We start from the raw sequence: 23,262 nt of genomic DNA on the forward strand, positions 1-23,262 counted from the left end.
GTGCGCGAAAGTGCGTTCACACCAAACTGTTCGCAACACGGCGTTGGCTGTTCGCCACCGACTCTATATTGTCCCAGACAATTAAAACAACGATGTAATATTAAGCGCCGCAACGCAAAGACCGCTCCCGCCGGGCGGCTAACGGCCGGGAGCGTTCCAGCGGCGCAGGGCGGACTCGATCATCTCCTGGGCCTGGTCGCCGTAGCGGGCCTGGTGATGCAGTGCGGCCCAAGCGTGTTCGTAGTAGCGCAGTTCCGAGGGCGTGGTGATGGTGAGTTCGGCGCTGATGGTTTCGACCAGGGCGAGGCGCTGATCGAGCAGATCGAACGTGGTGGTGGTGTAGATGAACGGCGCGTCGAGGGGGACGACGCCGAAGATCAGGCGGGGATTGTCGAAGCCGACCGTGAGCAGGTGGCGCAGCTGCGCGGCCATGGTCGCGGTCTCGCCGACGGCGGTGTGCAGTGCCGCCTCGTCGACGAGGGTGACCACGCGGTGGTTGCCGCGATGCAGTATCTGCTGGCGTTCCATCCGCGCCGCGACCGCGTCCTCCAGGTCGTCGCGGGTGCCGAGGAATCGGATGCATTGCGCGAGAACAGCTCTCGCGTAGGCCTCGGTTTGCAGCAGGCCGGGGATGAGCAGCACGCTGTAGGTGCGCAGCAGCCGCGTCCTGCCCTCGAGCTCGATGCCGCGGCGCTGCCTGCGCGCGTGCCCGGTGGCCGCGACCCGTTTCCATTCGGCCCATTGGGCTTCCACGTTGCGCAGGGTGGCGACCAGGTCGGGAAACGCGAGTTCGGCCTCGCAGACCCGGCACCAGACCGCGACGTCGTCCTCGCTCGGCGCCTGCTTGCCGTGCTCGATGCGGCTGGTCTTGGACCAGTGCCAGCCCGCCGCGGTGCTGAACTGCCTGCCATCCAAGCGCGCATCCTTGCGGAGCTCGCGCAGCCGGGCCCCCAGCGCTTGTCTGGCCTGGTCGGCGGCCCTCACGCCCGGCATCGAGAAATGTAGTGGGCGAAGGGAATCGCGGCCGCCCACACCCGGTCCCTGATGCTCGTGGCATAGCGCACGAGTTCCGGATCGGCGGTGACGGCGGCGCCGACCCAGAATCCGTCGGCATCGAAAACGCTGTAGGCCACGGTCCGGTCGTCCAGTAGCCAGAAGTCCTCCGCACCCACGTCGGCCGGGTCGGCGTCCGACCGCGGGAGATAGCGGACATCCTCCCCGGCCGCGACGTTGTACTCCGACAGCGCCAGCAGATAGCGGGTGTAGGCGGTGTGCGGTTCGCTCACGATGCGGGCCCGTTGCATCACCACGCCGCGGGCGACGGTGGCGCGCACCTGTTCTGCCCACGGGGCGAACCAGTCACCTGCCGGGTCGCTGGTTTCGTCGGCGAGCCAGGCGTGCAGTGCGACGGTTTCGTTGGCCGCGCGGTAATCGTCGTGCGTTTCCAAGTGAAATGCCTTGCGTTGCGTTTCGTCGATGAGTTGGTCGAACGGCTCACCGGCGGAGATCAGGCGCATCCGGTATCACCTCCCGCCCGAGAGGTAGTTCGAGAACGGCTTCATGACTCGGAATATTCATGTCCTGCAACAGTTCCGGGTCGGTGACCGGGATACCGGACAGGAGGAAGGTGCCGTGGCCGGTGTCGACGAGGCCGGCCAGGCAGGTTCCGGGCTCGGCGTACGCGATCAGGCGGTGCGGGATCTCGATGCGGTCCGCTCGCGCGGTCTTCCACCCTTGCACCGCGAAGGTTTCGCGGTCGGTGGCGTACAAACGTGGCGATCCTTGACTGCCGGACGGGCCACCGAGAAGTCGAATCTTCATTGTGAAAGCCCCCTTGTCGCGTGTCAGTGCAATCGGTGCACCTCATAGTCGCGGTATACAGCGTCAACGTTCAAGGGGTGTCGCACTTTCCCGCACTTGGATGGCGTGCGCGGCCGCCCTGCTCGTAGCGTCATGAGGGGTATACGACAGGACAGGGAGCATGGGGCTGTGATGAATGCGCTGGTGCGGTGAACGGTAATTGGGAACGAGCGGTGGCGAGCGTGTACCGGTTGGGACCGAATCAGCGGGCGGTGCTGCACTGCCTGGTAGACGGCGTCTCGCGCACCGTCGGCGATATCGCGGGCTGCACCGGCAGGGAACGCGCCCAAGTGCGCGCCGCCATCCCCTCCCTAGTCGCCCGCGGCTACATCCGCTCGGCCCGCCCCGCCCGCTGGGTGATCACCACCGACGGCCTCCGCGCCGCCTCGCTGCTACGAATCCATTGGAGCTGACCATCATTCGCTCACCGCGCCCCCAACACCTCCTCGGCGGCACGACCACCCTCTCCGCCATCGGCGAACGACTCATCCGCCCAGTTCCTTTCGCGGTCATCGACCGCGCTCATCTTCGCGTCGGTGAAATCCGATGCACGACAGAGGAGCTGAAGTTGCGGTAGTCGTAGTTGTCCAGGTCGAAGGTGTGGGCGTCCCACCAGGCCTCGACGGCGAGGCCGGGGCGTAGGAAAGGGGCGTCGCCGTGGTGGTCGAAGAAGTAGCTGTTGGCGCCGCCGCAGTTGTGGTTGAAGAAGACGGTGCCGCGCTGGCGCCGCTGGACCTGGTCGAAGTAGCGGTCGTGCACGTCCTGGCGCACCTCGACGCGGGTGGCGGCGCGGCGGCGGGCCTCCTTGATGACCCGGATCGCATGCAGCGATTGGTTTTCCACCAGCTGGAACCAGGATCCGCCGGTGAGCCCGTAGGGGCCTAGCATGAGGAAAGCGTTCGGGAAGCGGGGGACCGAGACGCCGAGGTAGGCCTGGCAGCGCTTGTCCTGCCAGTACCGGCCGAGTTCGACACCGCCGCTGCCGTATACCGGGAACGGCGGGGTGTTGCCGATTTCGAACACCTTGAATCCGGTGGCCAGGATCAATGCGTCGACCTTGTGCAGGCGGCCGTCGGCGGTGCGGATTCCGGTCTTGGTGATCCGCTGGATGGCGTCGGTGACCAGGGTGACGTTGTCCCGGTTGAACGCTCGCCAGTACTCGTTGGAGTAGGTGGGGCGCTTGCACCAGAAGCCGTAGTGCGGTGTGAGTTTCGCGCGCAGTTCCGGATCGGGCACCTGCCGCCGCAGATGCGCGAGGCTGAGGCGCTCCACCGCATGATTCGCCCACGGTAGCCGCTTGTAGTACAGGCGGATGCCCACCATGATCGTCTCGGTGAGGCTCGACTGCAGATAGCGCATCGCCTTCTGACTCGGCGGCAGGTAGCGGTAGATCCGCTGCTCCACCGGGGAAATGGTGCGGTCGGGTTTGGGGACGATCCAGATGGGCGTGCGCTGGAAGACCGAAAGGTGCGCGACCTCGGCGGCGATCGCGGGCACCACCTGCACCGCCGTCGCGCCCGTGCCGATCACCGCGACGCGCTTTCCGGTGAGATCCACCGCATGATCCCAGCGGGCGGTGTGCATCGTCGTCCCCCCGAACCCGTTCAGGCCGGGAATATCCGGTGATTTCGGCTGGGTCAGACCGCCGACCGCCGCGATCACGAACCGCGCGGTGAGCTCATATCGCCTGCCGGTATCGAGTTCTTCGACGCGCAGCACCCAGTGGTGCGCATCCTCGTCGAAGCAGGTGTCCAGCACCCGTCTGCGCAGTCGAAGATGCGGGCGCAGGCCATATTTCGCGACGCAGTGATCGGCGTAGGCCTTCAGTTCGTGCCCCGGCGCGTAGGTCCGCGACCACCCCGGGTTCATCTCGAAGGAGAACGAATACACCGACGACGCGATGTCCACCGCCACCCCGGGATAGGTGTTGTCGCGCCAGGTGCCGCCGACATCGTCGGCCTGCTCCAGGATGACGAAGTCGTCGATGCCGTTGTCCCGCAGCCGGATCCCCGCGCCGATACCACAGAATCCGGCGCCGACGACGACCACCTCGTGATCGGTCATGCCGGCACCGCGGACCCGGCGGCGCTCGCATAGCAGTCCCTCACGAACTCGGCGATCAACGGAGCCAACCGATCCGGCCGATAGCGCAATTCCAACCAGGTGCGGGCCCACACCAGCCGCGCGTCGGACATCTCCTCGGCCAGTCGGCGCGCATCCGCGGGCCGATGGATCGGATCGAAGAGCCGGTATCCGATGACGAGCGCGCGTGGCCGCAGCCCTTCGCGCACATCTTTGGCCAGCCTGGGCCCACCGTAGATGAACCCTTGTAGCGCAGCGGCACTCGCCGCCGAGTCCTGCGCCAGCCAATCCAGGGTCAGGTCGGGCACCAGGCCGAACCGCCGCGGCAGCGCCCGCGCCACCCGAGACAGCCCACGGGCCAGCGGCTTCCCGTACGTCCATCCGGCAAGCAGCGGCGCGCAGCATGCGGCGGCGAAGGCCATCGCGCGATCGAGCACCGGCCCCTCTACCACGATGCCGTGCAACCGCTCCGGCGCGAAATCCGCTGCCGCCAACGTCATCGCGGCCCCCGCGGACGTGCCGAGGACAACGGCACGCCGCACCTCGAGCTCGTCGAGCAGCGCGACCAACTGCCGCGCGGCGATCGGCATCGAATACCGCCAGTAGTCCGTCGGCCGATCCGATTCGCCGGTCCCGAGCGGATCCATCGTCACAACCCGCAGCCCCGCCGCGGCGAGCGCATCCGCCAGCGGCCACTGCATCCGCCGCGACATCAGCAGTCCCGGCACCAGCACAACAACCCGATCCCCTTCCCCCCGAACGTCATACGCCAGCCGATGACCGTCGGTCGTGCAGGTGCGCGTCCGCGCTCCATGAACATCACCCATCGCATGCTCCTCATCGAGCGCGCCGCAAATTGACACTGTTGTATCCAACGCCAGTCTGCGATCCCGCTCCCCCGGCTGTCAATGCCCGAATCGGCCGGGGCAGCGAGCGTACGTAATGCGTTGCCCCGGAGCGAATTCACCGCATCTGGTCGGGTCGCCTGCTCCTCACCGGCTGATCCGGCGCGGAACCGCTGCGGTGGCGAGCTTGTCCGGGTTGCGGACGGCGTAGACATCGGCGATCTTGCTGTCGCGGACCTCGATCAGGAATACGCCTTCCAGCTGGTCGCCGCTGTACGCGACCACCGCGGGCGTGTTGTTGTAGTCGACCATTTCGATCCGTATGCCCGATGTCCGCCGCCTCGTGTGAAAGATGTTCACAACGACCGCGGCCACCTTCTCGGCACCCACTACCGGTCGGCGCGCCGCGGTGGCTTTGCCGCCGCTGTCGGCTGTCCAGGTGACGTCGGGAGCGAGCAGCGCGAGCAGGCCCTGTGTGTCTCCGGTGGTCGCCGCCGTGGTGAACTGCTCGGTGATCCGCGCGATCTCGGCCGCGTCGGCGGGCGCGAAACGTTTGCGCCGCGCTTGCACGTGTGAGCGAGCACGGTGCGCCACCTGACGTACCGTCATCACGGATTTGCCCAACGCCGCGGCGATTTCGCCGTACTCGAAACCGAATACCTCCCGCAGCACGAAGACCGCGCGTTCGTCCGGACTCAGTGTTTCCAGCACCACGAGCATCGCCATCGACACCGATTCGGCGAGCACCAGATCCGCGGAGGCGTCCTGCTCGTCGAGGAGCAGCGGTTCGGGCAGCCACGGGCCGATGTAGTCCTCGCGCCGGCGCGCGCCGGCCCGCACCGCGTTGAGCGCCTGACGGGTTACCAGTCGTGCCAGATACGACCTGGTGTCGCGCACGGTCGCCAGATCTATCGCGGCCCATCGCAGATAGCTGTCCTGCAGCACGTCGTCGGATTCGGTTGCCGAGCCCAGGATTTCGTAGGCGATCGTGAACAGCAGCGGTCGCAGTAGCGTGAACCGATCGGCATGCTCGTCGGTCGTCACGCGGACGTGACCGCCGGTGCGGCGCAGTCGGACTGCGCGGGACGCGGGCCACCCTTGGGCCAGATCAGCGAACCCGGCCTGCGGGCCTCACGACGGATCTTCCCGACCCCGATCTTGCAGGTCAACTCCTTGATCCTGGCGCCGGCGCGGCCGCCGATGTAGAGGTTCACCGCGGTGTCGTCCTTGCGGGCGAGCTGCCGGATGCCGACGCGACGGCCGAGGCTGATGCACGTCCCGGTGAGGGCCAGATCGATCACCGCGGGTTCGGTTCCCGCGATGTGGCTCAGCACGGTATCGGCGGCCCGCGCCCCGAGCGGTCCGGCGCCCTGGCCGCTCATCCGCAGCGGCCGGCCCGACGGTGCGGCGGCATCGCCGGTTGCCACGATGCGGATGTCGTCGATGCTGGTCAGCGTCTCATCGGTGAGTAGCCGGCCGAGTGCGTCGGTCCGCAGCCCGCTCGCGGCGGCCAACTCCGGCACGCCGAAACCCGCGGTCCAGATGGTGAGTGCGCTCGCACGCACCGCACCGCCGGTCAAGACGACCGCCTCCGGCCGGACCTCGTTCACCCGATCGGTTTCGAGCACGGCGACACCGTGCCGGGACAGCCACCTGGCGACGTACCGGCGCCCCTTCGCGCTCAGTGACGGATTCAGGGTGCCGCCGCACACCAGGGTGACGGTACGTCCTTGTTCGGCCAGTTCGGCGGCGGTTTCGATGCCGGTCGGCCCGCCGCCGACCACGGTGACCGGAGCGTCGAGGGGCAGCTCGGCCAGCCTGGCGCGCAGCCGCCGCGCGGGCTCGAATTCGGCGATGGGCAGAGCGAATTCAGCCGCGCCGGGCACCGACGGTAGTGCCGCGGTGCTGCCGACCGCGTAGATGACGTGCTCATAGTCCAGGGCGCGACCCGACGCCAGCCGCACCGTACGAGCGGCGGTATCGATGCGCGTCGCGCTGTCGACAACCAATCGGATGCCCTCGCCGAGCAGCGTGCCGTATTCGACCGTCGCGTCGCTGGTTCCGGCGACGAACTGATGCAGCCGGACTCGATCGACGAACTCCGAGCGGGGATTGACCAGTGTGATGTCGATATCGGTGCGCATGCGCAGATGGTTGGCCGCGAGTGTGCCTGCGTAACCGCCGCCGATGACAACGACCTTGTGGCGGATTTCTTGGTGGGTCATGCCCTCTAGACACCGCCGGGCATCGAAACATGACATGAACCAGTGTGACGTGCGCTACTCCGGCTTCTTGCGGGCGGTGAATTGGGCGAGTGCGCCGTTGCGAGTGAGTCGGATATCGTCGAGGCCCGCGGAAGTGAGCCAGGCCGTGAGGTTTTCGGCGGTGATCGGCGGGCCGAAGATCGAGAGGGTCTGCAGGGTGGCGCGGACGGCGTTTTGGCGCAGGCCTTCGCCCGCGAGCACGCAGCTGCCCGCGAGGGTGCCGCCGGTGGCGAGTACGCGGGCGAGTGCGGCGATGGCCGCCGCCGGGTCCGGCATGCAGTGCAGACCGGCGAAGGTGACGACGAGATCGAATTCGTTGTCGGCGAACGGGAGTTCGTAGACGTCGGCGTGGATGTAGTCGATGCCGGTCAAACCGGCGGAGTTGGCGGCCCGGCGAGAGGCGTCGAGTTGATCCTCCGAGATATCGGCCGCGACGTAGCGCACCTGTTTGGCGGGGTCGAGCCGGCGCAAAGCGACACCACCGCCCACGGGCAGGTCGAGAATGCTCGCACCGTCGCGGACTTCGTTGATCACGTCCATCGCGGCGTACATCCGCCGGGTATCGGTGCCCCACAGCGCGATTCCGGCCACGCGGGCGACCCCGGGATGGTCGAGCGCGTAATCATAGGCGCGCGCCCCGATCGCATTGAACGTGCGGCTCTGCCACACACTGCTGACACTTGGCATGGTGACTCCTTACGGCGAATTCGTCTGCTACGCAGCGTAGTTTCCCGACCGGCCACACCGCTGTCAACGCGTCGGACATCTCGCCGCGCACGGCCGACAGTGGTCGTCAGACTGTTGACTTTTCCCGCCAGACCCCGGTCGGAGGCTGCGGACGGCGATGTTCCGATTCCTAGGCTGGCACTCGACACAGGAGGTCGGCTATGAGGACGCGCATCGTCGCGGCGCTGTTCGGCGCGCTGCTGGTGGTGGTCGCCGCGGTGGCGCCGAAGGCCGCCGCGGACCAGGAGAACCGCACGCGGACAGCAACTGTCGACGGAATGCCGTTCACCGTCCTGCTGCCGCCGGACTACGAGAATTCCGGTAAGCGCTACCCGGTGCTGTACCTGTTCTACCCGGGCAACGGCATCACCGCCCGGCACAGCGAGGGCAGTGCGTGGCTCCAGCGCACCGAGCTGGAACAATTCACCAGGGACAAGGACACCATCGTCGTGCTCCCGACGCAGCCCGAGCTGTCGTTCTACCTGAACGCGCGCGACGGTTCGTGCCGCGGCGAATCCCAGCTCATGCAGGGCGTGATCCCCTACGTGGACAGCACCTTCCGCACCATCGCGGACGGCAGGCACCGGGCGCTGGCCGGTATCGCCCCCGGCGGCCTCTCGGCCATGTACCTGGCGGCCAGATATCCCGACATGTTCACCGCGGCGGCCAGCCTCAGTGGCGAGCCCGATGTATTCCTGGGCCTCGGCCGCGCGGGCGCCATCGCCTACAGCGGCATCGAGCGCGTCGCGGTCCTTTCCTGCCACGGAAACCCGCTGGGCCCCGGCCTGTTCGGCCCACTGCCCAGTGACGAGGTGTGGTGGCGCAATGCCAACCCGCCCGACCTCGCCCCGAACTTCCGTGGCATGTCGCTGTTTGTGACCACCGGGAACGGCGTGCCCTGCGACGCGAGGGATGTCGCGGATCTCGCGCAGCCGCAGGAAGGTCCGTTCACGCAACCGTTCCAGCTGACCGAGCCGGTGGTTGCGCAGGGATCGCGCGGCCTGCTGCACGGACTCGATCAGGCGCGGGTGCCGTATCGCGGTGGCACCGACCGGTGCGGCATGCACACCTGGCGGTACTGGGAGCAATTCCTGTACGAGTTCTGGCCGCAGCTGGCCGATGCCTTCGGCACAGCGAAACCGCGAACCTTCGACTACCGTCGCGTCGATCCCGAATTCTCGGTGTGGGACTGGACCTTTCGCGCCGACCCGGCGCGCGCACCCGAATTCCTCGACATCCGCACCGCTGATTCGACGGGCTTGACGCTCACCGGCTCGGGCGCCCAACAGGTAACCACCGCGCGGTACTACCCGCCGGGCGCGACGATGCGCGTCGACGACGGAATCCAGATCCGTGCGGTGGTCGCCGATGAAGCGGGACGACTGAACTTCACCGTGGATCTCGGCACCGCCCATATCGTCCAGCAGTACCGCTGGGACAGCCCAATCGACAGCGCGCCAGGTTATTTCGCGACTCGCACCGTTCGAATCAGCGGTAACTGAGGTCGGCGCTTGCGTCTGGGCCAGTGCCCGTGTGCCCCTTCCGAAATCTCGATACAACAGTGTAATATTCGTGCTACTCGATGAGGAGTACAGATGGAACCTCCCGCCTTGTACGCGGCAGTCGGCCACCACCGAATCGCCTATGACGTACGCGGAAACGGTGATCGCACCGCTGTCCTGATCCCCGGTTTGCTCATGCCGCGGCGCATGCACGCGCGATTGGCCGATGCGCTGGCCGACAGTGGTTTCCGGGTGATCGCCATGGAGCCGCTCGGCTTCGGCGAATCCGATCGCCCGGCGGGTGACCGGCACTACTCGATGCCGATCTACGCACGTCAGGTGGTGGCGCTGCTCGACGAACTCGAGCTGGACCGTACCGTCCTGTTCGGCACCTCGGCCGGTGCGAACATCGCCCTCGCCACCGCCACGTATGCGCCGGAGCGGTTGTGCGGCATGGTCGTCGAGTCGCCGGTGCTGGAGCGGGCGATGCCGACGTGCGCGGCACTGGCCGGGCCGTGGCTGGCACTGGCGACCTACGGTGCGCCCGCGGCTCGCGCGATCAGCGTTGCCGCCCAGCGGATTCCGCGCACGCGGGGATCGATTCCGGACCTCCTCCTGTCCTGGATCGGCCAGGATCAGCGGCGCTCGGCCGAGGCCGTGCGCGGCATCGTCCTCGGCGGTGTGCTGGTGCCGCGCGATGTCCGGCGCGCCATCGATACCAAGGCTCTCGTGATCGGGCACCGGTTCGATCCGGTGCATCCGATCGCCGACGATCGCGCGCTGGCCGCGGAGTTGGTCGACGGCCGGTTCCTGCGGGCGCGCTCGATCACCGAATTGCGCAGGAACCCACCGCGGTTGGCGCCCGCCATCGCCGAGTTCCTCGCCGAGTGCTGGACCTCGGTGCCCTCCTCGCCCGTGGCGACGGCCACCTCAGCAAAGGGATAGACCGCAATGACCGCAGTTATCGATCCGAACCGGCTCGTGCCACGATCCGACGGCCTGCCCGACTACCAGGTCGCCGTCGTCGGAGCCGGATTCGGCGGCATCGGCATGGGAATCAAGCTGAAGGAAGCCGGTTTCCACGACTTCGTCATGATCGAGCAGGCGGCCGATATCGGCGGCACCTGGCGCGACAACACCTATCCGGGTGTCGCCGTCGACGTCAGCTCGTTCACCTATTCGTTCTCCTTCGAACCCAACCCGGACTGGTCGCGCGCCTACGCGCCCGGCCGGGAGCTCAAGGCATACGCCGACCACTGTGTCGACAAGTACGGCCTGCGCGCGCACATCGTGCTCAATACCGAGGTCGCGGCGGCGGAATTCGATGAGAAGGCGCACCTTTGGCGTGTCACCCTCGCCGACGGCCGGGTGTTCACGGCGCGGTTCGTGGTCGCTGCGGTCGGCGTGCTGACCCAGCCGAAGCCCCCGGACATACCTGGTGTCGGCGATTTCGCGGGCAAGACGATCCACACCGCGCGCTGGGCGCACGACTACGATCTCACCGGCAAGCGGGTCGCGGTGATCGGCACCGGGGCCACCTCGGTGCAACTGGTGCCCGCGATCGCGGATCGGGTCGAGCATCTCGACGTGTACCAGCGCACACCGATCTGGGTGGCCCCCAAGCCCGACGCCACCATTCCCGCAGCGGTGCGGTCGCTGTTCCGCAGAGTGCCCGCGGCGCAGCTGGGCACCAGGATGATGACCACCGCGCTGACCGAAACCGTGATGACGCTCGGCATCGTGCACAACAAGCAGTTGCCGCTGCTGGTCAAGGGAATCGAGCAGATCTGCCTGCGGCATCTGCACCGCCAGGTGCCCGATCCCGTACTGCGGGCGAAGCTCACGCCGCAGTACGGCTTCGGCTGTAAGCGGCCGTCGTTCTCCAACGACTACTTCCGCACCTTCACCCGCGCACATGTCGACCTGATCACCGAGGGCATCGAGCGGGTCACCGAGAACGGCATCGTGACCCGCGACGGCGTCCATCGCGAGATCGATACGCTGATCCTCGCCACCGGTTTCAAGGTCTTCGAGTTCGGCAACACGCCCCCGTTCCCGATCCACGGCCGCGACGGCATCGAGCTCGGTGCATGGTGGGACGAGCAGCGGTATCAGGCCTACCAGGGCATCACCATGCCGAAGTTCCCGAACGCCTTCACGATCGCCGGGCCCTACGGATTCACCGGCGGCTCGTATTTCCAGTTGATCGAGAACCAGTCCCGGCATGTGATCCGCTGCCTCGAACAGGCACGCAGCACCGGGGCCACCTTCCTCGAGGTGAAACAGGCTGCCCACCAACGGTATTTCGACTGGGCGCTGCGCCGGGTCCGTGACGGCGTCTTCTACAACAACCACTGCGGCGCCGCGCACAGCTACTACTTCGACAAGCACGGCGATACACCGATCCTGCGCCCGTCGTCGGCCGTCGAAGCCTGGTGGGACAGCCGGACATTCAGCCTGCGCGACTACGAATTCCGCGGCGCGGGAACGAAGGCCGCCGCCCATCCACTCGTCGCAAAGGAGCGCGTGTCGTGACCGAGGATCTGGATACCCACATCGTCGTGGTCGGCGCCGGATTCTCCGGGCTCGGCCTCGGTGTCAAGCTGAAAGAGGCCGGGTATCACGACTTCCTGATCGTCGAGCAGACCGGCGATGTCGGCGGGACGTGGCGCGACAACACCTATCCCGGTGTCGCGGTGGACATCACGTCGTTCAACTATTCGTTCTCCTGGGAACAGAATCCGAACTGGTCCCGGGTGTACGCACCGGGCCGGGAGCTGAAGGCCTACGCCGACCACCTGGTCGAGAAGTACGGCCTGCGTGCGCATCTAGTCTTCGATACCGAGATCACTCAGGCGCGCTTCGACGAGGACGCGCACCTGTGGCGGCTCGACGCCGCCGACGGCCGCCGGGTCACCGCGCGGTTCGCGGTCTCCGCGGTCGGCGGCCTGACCCAGCCGAAGCCCCCGAACATTTCCGGGCTCGACACCTTCGCGGGCAAGACCATGCACACCGCGCGATGGGACCACGACTACGACCTCACCGGCAAACGGGTCGCTGTCATCGGCACCGGCGCCACCGCGGTCCAGCTGGTCCCCGCCATCGCCGACCGGGTCGAACATCTGGAGGTGTTCCAGCGCACCCCGATCTGGGTGGCGCCCAAGCTCGACGCCCCGATCGCCGCGCCCGTGCGGCGCATGTTCCAGCGGCTGCCGCGATCACAGCGCTCGGTGCGGCTGACGACCGGTGCGATCACCGAGGCGGTGATGGTGCTCGGTGCCACCTATGAGCGCCAATTCCCTTGGCTGCGTACAGGAATCGAGCAGCTGTGCCTGGCGCACCTGCGCAGGCAGGTGCCCGATCCGCGCTTGCGCGCGAAGCTGACCCCGAAGTACAGCTTCCTCTGCAAGCGCCCGACCTACTCGAACCACTACCTGCGCTCGTTCACCCGCCCGGATGTCGACCTGGTGACCGAGGGCATCGAGCGGATCACCAAGACCGGGATATGCACGGCCGACGGTCGTTTGCACAAGATCGACGCACTGATCCTGGCCACCGGATTCAAGGTGTTCGAGCTCGGCAACACCCCGCCGTTCCCGGTGTACGGCACCGGCGGCCTGGAGCTGGGCCGGTTCTGGCACGACCAGCGGTACCAGGCCTACGAGGGGGTGACCGTCCCCGGTTTCCCCAATCTGTTCGCCATCCTCGCGCCGTACTCGCTCACCGGCGCGTCGTATTTCGCGATGATCGAGGCGGCCACCACGCACATCCTGCGGCTGCTGCGGGAGGCCGACCAGCGCTGGGCGACCTACGTCGAGGTGCGCAGGGAACCGCACGACGCCTACTTCCGCGACATCCTGCGGCGCCAGCAGAACACGGTGTTCATGGCCGCCGACTGCGGCGGCTCCAACAGCTACTACTTCGACCACCACGGCGACGCGCCGATGCTGCGCCCGGCCACCGGACCGGAAATGTGGTGGCGGGCCAGGCATTTCCCGCTCGAGCACTACCGATTCCGCTCGGTGGAGAGCGCGGGCGCCGACCTGGACGGCGCTCGTCGCAGCCGCAGGTTCACCCCGATCGCGAGCCTGCTCGGAGGACTGAGGTGAACACGGATCTGTCGCTGTCGCCGCAGGGTACGGCGCTGCGCGAACGGCTTTCGGCATTCCTCGACGAGCATTTCTTCCCCGTCGAGGCCGAACTCGACGCGGAGATGGACGCGTTGGATGGCCCGGAACCGTTCGGGCCGTTGATGTCCGAACTCCGCAAGCGCGCACGCGATGCCGGACTGTGGAATCTCTTCCTTGCCGATCCCGCGCTGGGCCACGGTCTGTCGAATGTCGACTACGGCCACCTGTGCGAGCTCCTCGGCCGCGGCATGTGGGCGCCGATGGTGACCAACGGCAACTTCCCCGATACCGGGAACATGGAGATCCTGCACGACCACGCCACACCGGAGCAGCGCGCACGCTGGCTGACGCCGCTGTTCGAGGGCAGCATCCGTTCGTGTTTCGCGATGACCGAACCCGAGGTCGCGAGCTCGGATCCGACCGGCATCCAGACCATGGCCCGCCGCGCCGGTGACGACTGGATCATCAACGGGCACAAGTGGTTCATCAGCAACGCGGCCGGCGCCCAGCTGTGCGTCGTGCTGGCGTGCAGCGATCCAGGCGCCGACCCGCATCTGCGGGGGACCATGTTCCTGGTGCCTATGGACACACCGGGACTGGAGATCGTGCGCCGGATACCGATCTTCGGGCACGCGGGCGGACCCGGCCACGCCGAGCTGCGCTTCCACGACGTGCGAGTATCGGCCGACGCGGTCCTCGGGCAGCCCGGCGCGGGCTTTCTCATCGCCCAGGATCGGCTCGGCCCCGGCCGGATCCACCACTGCATGCGCTCCATCGGCTGGGCCGAACGCGCACAGGAACTGGCCGTCGACCGCGCCGCCACCCGCGCGCACCAGGGCGGGACACTGTCGAAAGCCCAGCTGGTCCGGGAGATGCTGGCGCGGAACAGGATCGATATCGACGCGGCGCGCATGCTGGTGCTGCGCGCCGCATCGACCATCGACCGGCACGGGAAACAGGCGGCATACCGGGACATCTCGATCGCGAAGGTGCACGCGGCGCGGGCCACCCAGGACGTGGTCGATCGGGCGATGCAGATCCACGGCGCGCTCGGCCTTTCCGATGATCTGCCGCTCACCAAGATGTGGGCGATGAGCAGGGCGCTGCGCATCGGCGACGGCGCCGACGAGGTACACCTGATGACCATCGCCAAACACGAACTCCGGCGCCGGGGCCACGATCGTGGCTGAGAAACCCACCGCGCCACCGGATCCGCTGCTGATCGCCGACGCGCTCGCCGAGGCAGGCGAGCCGACGACCGCCGTCCCGTGGCTCGACCCGCTGCCCGGCGGCGCTTCCCGCGATTCCTGGCTGGTGACCGCGGGCGCGCGCCGCTATGTGCTCAAACGCGATCCGCTCCACGAGCGGAACCCGGCGACCTCGCGCGCCCGTGAATTCGCGGCGGCGCGTGCCGCCCAGGCCGCGGGCATGCCGGTCCCCCGGCCCGTGTGCTTCGAGCACGCGGGCGGCCGATTCGGCACCGCCGGGCTGATTTCGGCGTTCGTGGACGGCACCTCGAGCCCGCGCCGGATCCTGTCGCTCGATCCGGCGAGCGCCGCACGCAAGGATCTCGTCCGCGAGATCGGGCGGGCCGCGGGCACTCTCGCGCGCGCCGAGATACCGGAGCAAGGACAACCGTCCGCTGATCCGGCGGCCGCCGTGCTCACGGAAATCCGTGGCGGAGTGGACTTCCTGGCCGCCGACCGTCCCGTCGTCGCGGCGGGTCTGCGGTGGCTGGAGCTCAACCGGCCGCTCTCCGTGAGCCCCGTGCTCGTGCACGGCGACTTCCGATTGGGCAACATCATGGTCGGCGAGACCGGCCTCACCGGCGTCATCGACTGGGAGTTCACCTCGGTCGGCTGCCCAGGGCAGGACCTCGGCTTCTTCTGCCTGCGCCCCTGGCGATTCGACAACGACGACCAACGCGCGGGCGGCCTCGGCTCTCTGGACGAACTCCTGGACGGCTACGCCGAAACCGCGCCGGAACCTCTCGCCGCCGCCACCGCCCGGTACTGGGAAATCGTCGGCCAACTCCGCTGGGGCCTGTACTGCCTGCTCCAGGAATGGACGTATCGCCAAGGCGGGCACCGCAATCTGGAACGCTACGCCGTCGGTCGCCGCATCGCCGAGGTCGAATGGGACCTGATCGACCTGCTGGAGGAGGCAGCGTGAGCACGCGGACCACGGAACTGCTCGCGGCCGCCGCCGCGGAAGCGCGACTGCTCGCACCCTCGCTCGACGACGACCCGCGAGGCGCACTGCTCATGCTGGCGGCGGCCATCGAGGTCAGCGGCGCGGACCACGGTTCGGCCGATGCCATCGCCTCGGCGGGGGAAGTAGCAGGCGCGGTGGCGGAGACGACGGACGGCGTCGCTCGTAAGCGGCTACTCGTGCTCACCCATGCACTGAGTGTCGGTGCGCGCGAACTGCGCTCGCCATCGCCGGAACCGGCCGAGGGCGAGTTGGCCCGTGCGATCCGCGCGGGTGAGCATGACACGCAGCTGATCGAGCGGGCAGTGGCATTGCGCGAGGATGTGCGACGGCAAGTCGCGATCGTCCATCCCGGCTATGACCGGATCGGTCCACGATGACGACCGGGCACGGCGGCCGGATCGGTCGCGTCTCGCTGCACGGATATCACTGGGAGTACACCGATTTCGGGTCGGGTGACCGGGTGGTGGTGCTGCTACACGGGCTGCTGTTCCACCGCGGTATGGACGAACGGCTGGCGGTCGCACTGTGCGAGCACGGGTTTCGCGTCCTCAGTATCGACCAGCTCGGCCACGGCGGGTCCGCTCGTCCGGTCGATCCTCGGGCGTACTCGGTGCAGCAGTTCGCGGGCTACGTCCTTGCGATCCTCGATGAGCTCGGCATCGACCAGGCCATCGTCGCAGGGCGCTCGCTCGGCGCCAACACCGCGTTGGAGCTGGCGCTGCTCGCACCGCACCGAGTGCGCGGGCTGATCACCGAGGGCCCGATACTCGAAGGCGCGCAACCGGTCGCCATGGCCGCGTTCGGGCCGTTCCTCGTGGCAGGTGTATTCGCGGCACCGGTGCTGCGACTGATCGCGGCGGGCGCCGCCCGTATGCCGCGCGGCCGCAACCTGATTCGCGACATCGTGCTCGACGCGCTCGGCGGCGACCCGAAAGCCCGCGCCGCGCTGCTGCGCGGCATCATGTTCGGCCGCACCGCGCCACCGTCGACGGAACGGGCCGCCATCGAGGCCGAGACCCTCGTCATCGGCTACCCGAAGGACCCACTGCACCGCGACTCCGAGGTGCGCACCCTGCTCGCCGAACTGCCCGCCGCCCGCTACCTGCGGCTGGCGTCGATGTACGAGCTGCACACCGGCCCGCACCGCGTACTCGACGAGGTCGTCGCGTTCCTGCACCGATGCTGGGGCGCCGACGCGTGAAACAGACAGGAGGCGTCACCGTGGACGCACGAACCGAAACCGTCGTCGACACCGAGAACGGTGTCGAGGTGAGCCTGGTGCGGCTGCATTCACCGCTCCCCCGGGACTTCCCGGAACATCCCGACGGCTTGGAATATCTGCACTACCTGCGCTATCGGTCACAGCACGGCCCGAAGGCCGCCGCCGCGGCCGACGCGATCCTGGTCATGCACCCCGGCACCTGGGCGGCCGCGCAATCACTGGATGTGCTGGCCCGCAATGTCGTTCGGCGCGCGGCCGTTCATGGCAGGTCTATCGAATGGTGGTCGCTGTCGCGGCGCAGCGAGGGCGCGTCCGACCGCACCGGTATCGACGCCGCCTATGCGGCGGACGATCCGGCCATCGCCGTCGACTACTACTTCGGCGGTAAACCGGTGGGTGACAAGGTCTTCGAAGGCTTCCGCCGCGGCGCGCGGCTGCGCTACCTCGCCGAACTCGGCATGGCGCGAGCGGTGCTCGATCAGCACGAGGTGCTGGTTCGCGAGCTGCCGGATCCCGCGCTGCGCAAGGCCAAGGTGCATATCGGCGGGCATTCGCTCGGCGGACTGCTGGCCGCGGCCTACGCGGGCTGGGACCTGGACGGCGCACCGGGACATGACCAGTGCGCCGGTCTCATCGCCATCGATACCCTGGTCAGCCCCGATCCGCTCGAGCTCGTCGGCCGCGGCGCGAGCAGGCCGCTCGGCGCGCTGGCCGGTGTCCTGCACAACGCGGTCACCGCGGGGCTGCGGCGCGGGCTGTTGCCGCGGGTGACACCGCTCGGCCCGACCAATGTCGCGAAATTCTTTGTCCTCCTGCACATCCTGGGTGTGGCCGCCGTCTGCGACGGCACGCGGGAAACCACGGTGCACCACCGCCTGCCGGAGACCGCGGGGTGGGAGATCTTCCTGCGGATACTCGGCGCGCGCCGCTATCGCGATCTGTTCGGTGATACGGCAAGCATTCGACGGTTGCGGCTGACCGGTGAAGCGCTGTTCGGCGTGGTCGGCAGCGATACGAGCATGCCGATCGATCCACTGCAGGCAGCCATGGGCAGCTTCGACGGTCCGACCGTGGCGCGCACCTCCTTCCCGGTGCCGCGGGCCACGAGGCGAATCCCCGGCCTGCGCACCGCGATCCGCGCCGTCTTCGGCGCGCCGACCTCGGTGCCCGCCGACCCGTCGGTGCTGTACGGCTGGCGCTACGGCGGCAGCGCCGATCTCCGCGCGCTCGCCGGTCTGCTGGCGGGCGGCCCGCTCAACACCTTCGAGACATACTTCCCGATGCGCGTGCACTACGACCTGTGGACCGCACTCGCCGGCGCACGCAGCAGCGACCTCAGCGGCCTGGCCCACGCCGATGGTGTCCGCTCCCTGCCCACACTGCACGCCCTGTCGGGCCCGGACCGCTTCGTACCCCAAGCCTTGCGCCTCACCGGCTTGTCCCGCCCGGACGCCTTCCACGCCCCCGGCTACGGCCACATCGACATGGTCATCGGCACCGACCACCCCGACGAGCCGGTCACCGCCGCCTTCACCGACTACCTCCTCCGCCACGTCACCCCCACCGCAACACCGGTCGCCGGTGAACAACCCGCATAAGGGTCTGCGGATCGCTCGTCATCCGCCGCTCAGTCCCCATTCGTCGAGACCGGCGTAGATGCGAGCGACACGGAGCCTCGGTGCGCCGTAGCATTCGGCCTCTCCCGTGTAGATCGCGATCAGCGAATCCGTGCCCCGCCACCAGGTGTCGGCCACCCCGCGAACCTCGGTCACCGGTTCGAGATGACGCAACGCCAGCCGTCGACCGCATCACCGCGAAGTGTGCTGATCTGCTGGGCCCAGTAGGAGGCATGGTGAGCCAGCGCGACCGATTCGATCCAGCCTTCGATGCTCGCGTGCAGTGCCACCCAGCGATCGCCGTCGATACCGAATTCGCCTGCGGGACCGATCATGAAGGAGTAGGCCATCGACGCTCGCTGCACCCCCGCCTCGAACCATCCGTCCCGCTCGAGCGCCTCGCTCGGCATATCGGTGCACAGCATCTTGGGCCCGCCCTCATAGCCCGGAGACGGCGGCAGGACCAGCCCGCCCCACCGCCGCTGAAACTCGATGACCCGCTCGACCTGCACCGCGGAAATACCCATGCCGAGCCACCGGTCCCGATACTCCTCGAGTCGGGGGCATTCGCCACGAACACAGTGTGCCGAAATGAACGACACGCCCCGACGTGTAAGCCACTCGGACGAATCGACAACGGGCCGCAGATCCACACGGCCGACGGTACACCCGCCAGTGACCGCACAGCTATCGCGCTGACCGCGCCACCCTGGCGTCGCCCGAACGCACACTCATGCCGAGTTTCGGGCGCAGACTGGGGGAATCAGCTCAGTCGGACAGACACCCGTCGCCTTCGAAGTGGACGTGCCGCAGATTGCGAGCAAGCTCGTTGGTTGCGCGCTGCAATGGGGTCGCATCCTCCGAATCAGGTGCATAACTGAGCCACCCCTCATCCAACGCACTGTCGCACACTGCGTGAGCAAGCAGCTCGACCCGACGCAGGTAGGCGAGCTCATCATCCATTGCTGACATGAAATCGGTTCTACAGGACAGCAGAGACCTGCGCAGCCTCCTTTTCGATCGCCACCGCGCCGCGCGGAACCAGCCCAGCTGCAACCGTCAGGTCGGTCCAACAAGGCACGATAATGCCGCAGATCGCGCGGTTCGGAACGGCCACAATCTCTTTCAAGGCCGACCGAGGTGTGCCGAAACAGGCTCCACTGCGCCACCAGGGCGTCAGGGTCGAGCTGATCCTTGGCATCTGCCCGTCATGGTTCGCCATGGCGCAAGGCGCCTGCGCACTCGCCATCACCGCGGCCGGTTTCGTCGTCGACGGATCCGCAGCGCGCGCCGCTTTCCTGGCAGCGCGCTGATCAGCCCTGCGGCGTGCAGTCGTATTTGGCTGGGCCCCAGTTGTTTTGGACATAGTCCGCAGGCCGGAGTACCGCCTGGATGAGGGTCGCGCGGTCTGGGATGGTCACGCACAGGCTGGGTCCGGCCGGGCCCTGCGGGGAGTATTCGGTCGCGAAGGCGCGGGACAGGCCCGGAAGGGGTTGGCGCAGTGCGTCACAGGCCGATTGATCGGTGTCGGCGCGGCCGTAGCACTGGAACCAGTCGACTGCGTAGGTGGTCGAGAGCCACGGCGAGATCACATTGCGCGGCACGCCGGGCCAGTTGATCGAATCGCCGTGGCTGCCACCCTCGTACGTGATGAACATCAGCGGGCTGTTGCCCGGGCCGTTCTCACCGCGGCGGGTGTTGTCGTAGTACTCCTTGGTCCCGATCGGGCCGTCGGTGGTATCGACGAGGCCGTTCGGCTCCGAGGTGAACGAATAGGCGCCCAGTGCCGGGATGTCGAAGTCGGCCGTTTGCAGCTGGGTCGGTACGGAGGCCGGTGCGTTGGAGAATCCGGAGAGCCCGACCACCGCGCTGATTTTCGGCAGCGGTTGTCCATCGATGCCGAAACCCCTGTCCTGCCAATAGGGATACGAAGTGATACCGACCGAACCGTAGGACTGGCCCCACAGATTGATGTGCTCGGTATCCATCAGGTCGAACCACGGGTTCACCGAATTGTCGCCCGCCGGCGCGTATCCGGGATTCCGCCGCACCAGCCGGGGAACGATGCCGTTGAGCGCGTTGGCGATCTCGTTGTTCGGATCCGCGATCGGCGTGATCGGGGCGCGGGTGAGCCAGCGCGTCACATCCTGGATATCGCGGCAGGCCCCGGGGGCCTGGCAGTGCGGCACCGTCAGGAACGGCAGGTACATATCGGCGATGGTGCCCGCGCCGGTGCCGTTGCCGGTTTCCTCGAAGGTGATGCCGATGAAGCCTTTACGCACCGCCGCGAGCGTGTACATCGCGACGTCGGCCTGCTTTTCGGTGGCGCCCGGCGCCATCACGGTGACCGGGTACTTCTCCCCCGAGGTCCGCGCGCCCTCCGGCAGCCACACCTTCGCAGGCAGCGGGATGCCGCGATTGTTGACGATGGTGAACTTCTCGACGGTGCCGAGCTTGAACGCCTCCGGCGCGGTACCGGGAACGCAAACCCCCGAAGCGTTTTCGAAGAGCACGCCGCCGTCCGGCTGAAGACAGGGATAGCGGAACGTCGCCTCCCGCGCGGCGGGCGTGCGGTAGTCGTCGTCGAGCGTGGCGTCGCCGACATCGTTGGTGTAGTTGCCGTCGTGGTTCCAGTCGGGCAGGTAGTCCGGATGCGACGGCAGGCTCAGCCCGAACGGCGCGTTGTGCGCGAGCGCGTCGATCACCTGCTGCGCGATGACGAGCTGGCGCTGCCGCGCGTCCGGTGCGGTGAAGGTTTCCGGGTTCGCCAGTTCCTCGAACGGCCGCGCGAGGTTGCCGAGATTCTGCGACAGCCCGGCCCGGACGATGTAGTCGAGCATCCCTGGTGTGCCGAGATCCCTTGCCGGGCCGCTGAATAGCTGCAGCACCTCGGTGAACGGGTACATCGGATCAGGCGGTTGCGGCGCTTGCGCGGAGGCGGGCGCCTGCGTGCCGACGAGCACCGACACGGTGATCAGTGCGGCGGCCGCGAGTGCACCGCGAATACGACGACGCTGTCTAGTCACGAGAGCTCCTGCCGGCGAAGGGAATATGGGACATCGCGGCCTCGGCGAGCGCGGTGATGGTGAGGCTCGGGTTGACCCCGACATTGGCCGGCACCGCGGCGCCGTCGCAGACCAGCAGATTCGAATAGCCGAAGACGCGGTGCCGATGGTCGACGACACCGTGCGCACGGTCGGCGCCGATCACCGCGCCGCCGAGGAAATGCGCGGTCATCGGCGCGGAACCGAGGGTTTCGCCGAGCGCGGCGAGCGGCCGCCCGTGCATCCGGTCCGCGGCCGCTCGCGCCACCCTGCGGGCGATCGACACCGCCGACTCGCCGTCCGCGCCGGTGGTCGTCTGCTCGGTCTGCAACCGGCCAGGACCGAATCCGGGGCGCAGCTTCAGCGACACATCGGTGCTGCGCATCACGGTGAAGATGATCGTGCGCCGCGACCAGCGCCGCCGGATCAGCAAGTGCGCCAGGTACACCGGATACTCCGCGGCGAACCGGAACCAGCGGCGCAGCGCCGAATCGGCCACGGCGACGGGGCCGTAGAACAGCGCGAGCAGCCCGCCGCCGTCACCATAGGTGTTGTTCGTGACGTGGGTGTGCTCGTCGAGGAAGATGCTCGAGGTGATGGCGACATCGCCGCGGAAGTCCGCGTCGCGCGCCAGCGTCATCGCGGCGGGGATGGATTCGTCGTTGGTGCGCACCACCTCGCCGAGCCGGTCCGACAGCGCGGGCAGCGACCCGTTGCGCTTGCAGGCGCTGAGCAGTTCGTTGGTGCCGAGCGTGCCCGCCGCGACCACCACACCGCGGGCGGTGTAGCCGCGGGCGCCCCGGCGCAACGGGCCGGGTTTGCGCGCGCGGACGCGATAGCCCTGCTCGCCGCTACCGCCGCCGAGCGGGCTGATGTCGAACACCTTGCGCTCGGATTCGATGACGGCGCCTGCCTTTTCGGCGAACCAGAGGTAGTTCTTCGGCAGCGTGTTCTTCGCGCCGTAGCGGCAGCCGAGCATGCACTGCCCGCAGCGGACGCAGCCGGTGCGATCGGGGCCATCCCCACCGAAGTACGGGTCGGGGACGGTCTTGCCCGGCTCGCCGAAGTGCACCGCGACCGGTGTACGCCGATACCCGTGCGGCACACCGAGATCCCGGGCCAGCCCGCGCATCATGGTGTCCACCGGCCGCCCGCCCCGATAGGTTTCGACGCCGAACATCCGCAGGGCGGTGCCGTAGTGCGGCGCCAGCTCGGCCCGCCAGTCGGCTAGACCCGCCCACTGCGGATGCCGATAGAAGTCGTCACCCTGCGGCTGGTACATCGTGTTCGCGTACACCAGGCTGCCGCCGCCGACCCCGACACCGGACAGCACCGCGGCGTGCTTGTACGGCGCCAGCCGCATGATCCCGTGCAACCCGAGCGCGGGCAGCCACAGGTATTTGCGGAGCTGGCTCGCGCGATCGGCGAACTCGTCGTCCGCGAAGCGCCGCCCCTGCTCCAGTACCGCGACCCGATATCCCTTCTCCGACAGGCGCAGTGCGCACACGCTCGCGCCGAACCCACTGCCGACCACGATCCAGTCGTAGTCGAACTCCTCGGTCCCGGGATCGTCCACGTCGCATCCTCCATGCCGTCGCGCTATTCGAGGACGGTATGGGCGAGTCGGACACGTGACCAGAGCTGTGTCAGACGTTCGATTGATGTTTTCCGCCGCCGTGCCGAACCTGGCGGCGGCAGTCAAGGTGCTGGCGGTTCGGATGGGGTCCGCGAGATCCCCACGGCGTTAGGTTTCTTCG

Annotated in this window: 24 protein-coding genes; 11 read left to right on the top strand and 13 right to left on the bottom strand. The window is 68.0% G+C overall.

Annotated elements, in window-relative coordinates; genetic code table 11:
* Positions 1-138 precede the first annotated feature (138 nt).
* From ACIG5A_RS05905 to ACIG5A_RS05915, 3 genes are read right to left on the bottom strand one after another with little or no spacing between them, the layout of a single operon-like run.
* The gene (locus ACIG5A_RS05905; protein ID WP_397238176.1) at positions 139-993 is read right to left on the bottom strand and encodes a helix-turn-helix domain-containing protein; all 855 of its coding nucleotides are present in this window, start codon (positions 991-993) and stop codon (positions 139-141) included.
* The gene (locus tag ACIG5A_RS05910; protein ID WP_397238178.1) at positions 981-1,517 is read right to left on the bottom strand and encodes a DUF6879 family protein; all 537 of its coding nucleotides are present in this window, start codon (positions 1,515-1,517) and stop codon (positions 981-983) included. Before ACIG5A_RS05910 ends, ACIG5A_RS05905 begins: the two co-directional genes overlap by 13 nt.
* Positions 1,495-1,821, bottom strand: coding sequence for a hypothetical protein (locus tag ACIG5A_RS05915; RefSeq protein ID WP_397238180.1), 327 nt, complete (start codon positions 1,819-1,821; stop codon positions 1,495-1,497). Before ACIG5A_RS05915 ends, ACIG5A_RS05910 begins: the two co-directional genes overlap by 23 nt.
* Positions 1,822-2,009: 188 nt before the next feature.
* Here ACIG5A_RS05915 and ACIG5A_RS05920 point away from each other — a divergent pair, with 188 nt between their 5' ends.
* On the top strand, positions 2,010-2,273 hold the full coding sequence (locus tag ACIG5A_RS05920; protein WP_397238182.1) for a hypothetical protein: 264 nt from the start codon (positions 2,010-2,012) through the stop codon (positions 2,271-2,273).
* Between the two features lie 109 nt (positions 2,274-2,382).
* Here ACIG5A_RS05920 and ACIG5A_RS05925 read toward each other — a convergent pair whose 3' ends face one another.
* The 5 genes from ACIG5A_RS05925 to ACIG5A_RS05945 form a co-directional block, all read right to left on the bottom strand.
* Positions 2,383-3,924: a flavin-containing monooxygenase gene (locus ACIG5A_RS05925; RefSeq protein ID WP_397238184.1), complete on the bottom strand. Its 1,542-nt coding sequence runs from the start codon at positions 3,922-3,924 to the stop codon at positions 2,383-2,385.
* A complete protein-coding gene (locus tag ACIG5A_RS05930; protein ID WP_397238186.1) occupies positions 3,921-4,769 on the bottom strand; it encodes an alpha/beta fold hydrolase in 849 nt (282 codons plus the stop codon). Before ACIG5A_RS05930 ends, ACIG5A_RS05925 begins: the two co-directional genes overlap by 4 nt.
* A 165-nt stretch (positions 4,770-4,934) precedes the next feature.
* A complete protein-coding gene (gene sigJ, locus ACIG5A_RS05935) occupies positions 4,935-5,831 on the bottom strand; it encodes an RNA polymerase sigma factor SigJ (protein WP_397238188.1) in 897 nt (298 codons plus the stop codon).
* Positions 5,828-7,012 carry an NAD(P)/FAD-dependent oxidoreductase gene (locus tag ACIG5A_RS05940; RefSeq protein ID WP_397238190.1) on the bottom strand — a complete coding sequence of 395 codons (1,185 nt, stop codon included), beginning with the start codon at positions 7,010-7,012 and terminating at the stop codon, positions 5,828-5,830. Before ACIG5A_RS05940 ends, sigJ begins: the two co-directional genes overlap by 4 nt.
* A 54-nt stretch (positions 7,013-7,066) precedes the next feature.
* Entirely contained in the window at positions 7,067-7,738 is a 672-nt protein-coding gene (locus ACIG5A_RS05945; RefSeq protein WP_397238192.1) for a class I SAM-dependent methyltransferase, read from the bottom strand.
* Between the two features lie 200 nt (positions 7,739-7,938).
* On the opposite strand from ACIG5A_RS05945, the gene ACIG5A_RS05950 reads away from it, so the two are divergent.
* The 9 genes from ACIG5A_RS05950 to ACIG5A_RS05990 all read left to right on the top strand — a co-directional run bounded on the left by ACIG5A_RS05950 (position 7,939) and on the right by ACIG5A_RS05990 (position 18,443).
* Entirely contained in the window at positions 7,939-9,279 is a 1,341-nt protein-coding gene (locus ACIG5A_RS05950; protein ID WP_397238194.1) for an alpha/beta hydrolase-fold protein, read from the top strand.
* 93 nt (positions 9,280-9,372) lie between these two features.
* The gene (locus ACIG5A_RS05955; RefSeq protein WP_397238196.1) at positions 9,373-10,224 is read left to right on the top strand and encodes an alpha/beta fold hydrolase; all 852 of its coding nucleotides are present in this window, start codon (positions 9,373-9,375) and stop codon (positions 10,222-10,224) included.
* Between the two features lie 6 nt (positions 10,225-10,230).
* On the top strand, positions 10,231-11,814 hold the full coding sequence (locus ACIG5A_RS05960; protein ID WP_397238198.1) for a flavin-containing monooxygenase: 1,584 nt from the start codon (positions 10,231-10,233) through the stop codon (positions 11,812-11,814).
* Positions 11,811-13,388, top strand: a complete 1,578-nt coding sequence (locus ACIG5A_RS05965; protein WP_397238200.1) for a flavin-containing monooxygenase — start codon at positions 11,811-11,813, stop codon at positions 13,386-13,388. The genes ACIG5A_RS05960 and ACIG5A_RS05965 overlap by 4 nt, the downstream gene beginning before the upstream one ends.
* Entirely contained in the window at positions 13,385-14,599 is a 1,215-nt protein-coding gene (locus ACIG5A_RS05970) for an acyl-CoA dehydrogenase family protein (RefSeq protein WP_397238202.1), read from the top strand. Before ACIG5A_RS05965 ends, ACIG5A_RS05970 begins: the two co-directional genes overlap by 4 nt.
* Positions 14,592-15,581 (top strand): phosphotransferase family protein, encoded by a 990-nt coding sequence (locus ACIG5A_RS05975; protein ID WP_397238204.1) that lies wholly within the window; start codon positions 14,592-14,594, stop codon positions 15,579-15,581. Before ACIG5A_RS05970 ends, ACIG5A_RS05975 begins: the two co-directional genes overlap by 8 nt.
* Positions 15,578-16,000 (top strand): hypothetical protein, encoded by a 423-nt coding sequence (locus ACIG5A_RS05980; RefSeq protein WP_397238206.1) that lies wholly within the window; start codon positions 15,578-15,580, stop codon positions 15,998-16,000. The genes ACIG5A_RS05975 and ACIG5A_RS05980 overlap by 4 nt, the downstream gene beginning before the upstream one ends.
* A complete protein-coding gene (locus tag ACIG5A_RS05985; RefSeq protein ID WP_397238208.1) occupies positions 15,997-16,824 on the top strand; it encodes an alpha/beta fold hydrolase in 828 nt (275 codons plus the stop codon). The genes ACIG5A_RS05980 and ACIG5A_RS05985 overlap by 4 nt, the downstream gene beginning before the upstream one ends.
* A gap of 20 nt (positions 16,825-16,844) precedes the next feature.
* Positions 16,845-18,443 (top strand): hypothetical protein, encoded by a 1,599-nt coding sequence (locus tag ACIG5A_RS05990; protein ID WP_397238210.1) that lies wholly within the window; start codon positions 16,845-16,847, stop codon positions 18,441-18,443.
* Between the two features lie 18 nt (positions 18,444-18,461).
* Here the strand turns inward: ACIG5A_RS05990 and ACIG5A_RS05995 are convergent, their stop codons facing one another.
* From ACIG5A_RS05995 to ACIG5A_RS06005, 3 genes are all read right to left on the bottom strand, one after another.
* Positions 18,462-18,617, bottom strand: a complete 156-nt coding sequence (locus ACIG5A_RS05995; protein WP_397238212.1) for a hypothetical protein — start codon at positions 18,615-18,617, stop codon at positions 18,462-18,464.
* Positions 18,614-18,988, bottom strand: coding sequence for a hypothetical protein (locus ACIG5A_RS06000; RefSeq protein ID WP_397238214.1), 375 nt, complete (start codon positions 18,986-18,988; stop codon positions 18,614-18,616). The genes ACIG5A_RS05995 and ACIG5A_RS06000 overlap by 4 nt, the downstream gene beginning before the upstream one ends.
* 241 nt (positions 18,989-19,229) lie before the next feature.
* The gene (locus tag ACIG5A_RS06005; protein WP_397237871.1) at positions 19,230-19,424 is read right to left on the bottom strand and encodes a hypothetical protein; all 195 of its coding nucleotides are present in this window, start codon (positions 19,422-19,424) and stop codon (positions 19,230-19,232) included.
* A 122-nt stretch (positions 19,425-19,546) separates the two neighbouring features.
* On the opposite strand from ACIG5A_RS06005, the gene ACIG5A_RS06010 reads away from it, so the two are divergent.
* Entirely contained in the window at positions 19,547-19,774 is a 228-nt protein-coding gene (locus ACIG5A_RS06010) for a hypothetical protein (RefSeq protein ID WP_397238216.1), read from the top strand.
* Here ACIG5A_RS06010 and ACIG5A_RS06015 read toward each other — a convergent pair whose 3' ends face one another.
* Both ACIG5A_RS06015 and ACIG5A_RS06020 read right to left on the bottom strand, forming a co-directional pair.
* The gene (locus ACIG5A_RS06015) at positions 19,775-21,487 is read right to left on the bottom strand and encodes a hypothetical protein (RefSeq protein ID WP_397238218.1); all 1,713 of its coding nucleotides are present in this window, start codon (positions 21,485-21,487) and stop codon (positions 19,775-19,777) included.
* Positions 21,480-23,081 (bottom strand): GMC oxidoreductase, encoded by a 1,602-nt coding sequence (locus tag ACIG5A_RS06020; RefSeq protein WP_397238221.1) that lies wholly within the window; start codon positions 23,079-23,081, stop codon positions 21,480-21,482. The genes ACIG5A_RS06015 and ACIG5A_RS06020 overlap by 8 nt, the downstream gene beginning before the upstream one ends.
* Positions 23,082-23,262 lie beyond the last annotated feature (181 nt).

The organism is Nocardia sp. NPDC052566, assembly GCF_044547285.1.
In the GTDB taxonomy this organism is placed as follows: domain Bacteria; phylum Actinomycetota; class Actinomycetes; order Mycobacteriales; family Mycobacteriaceae; genus Nocardia.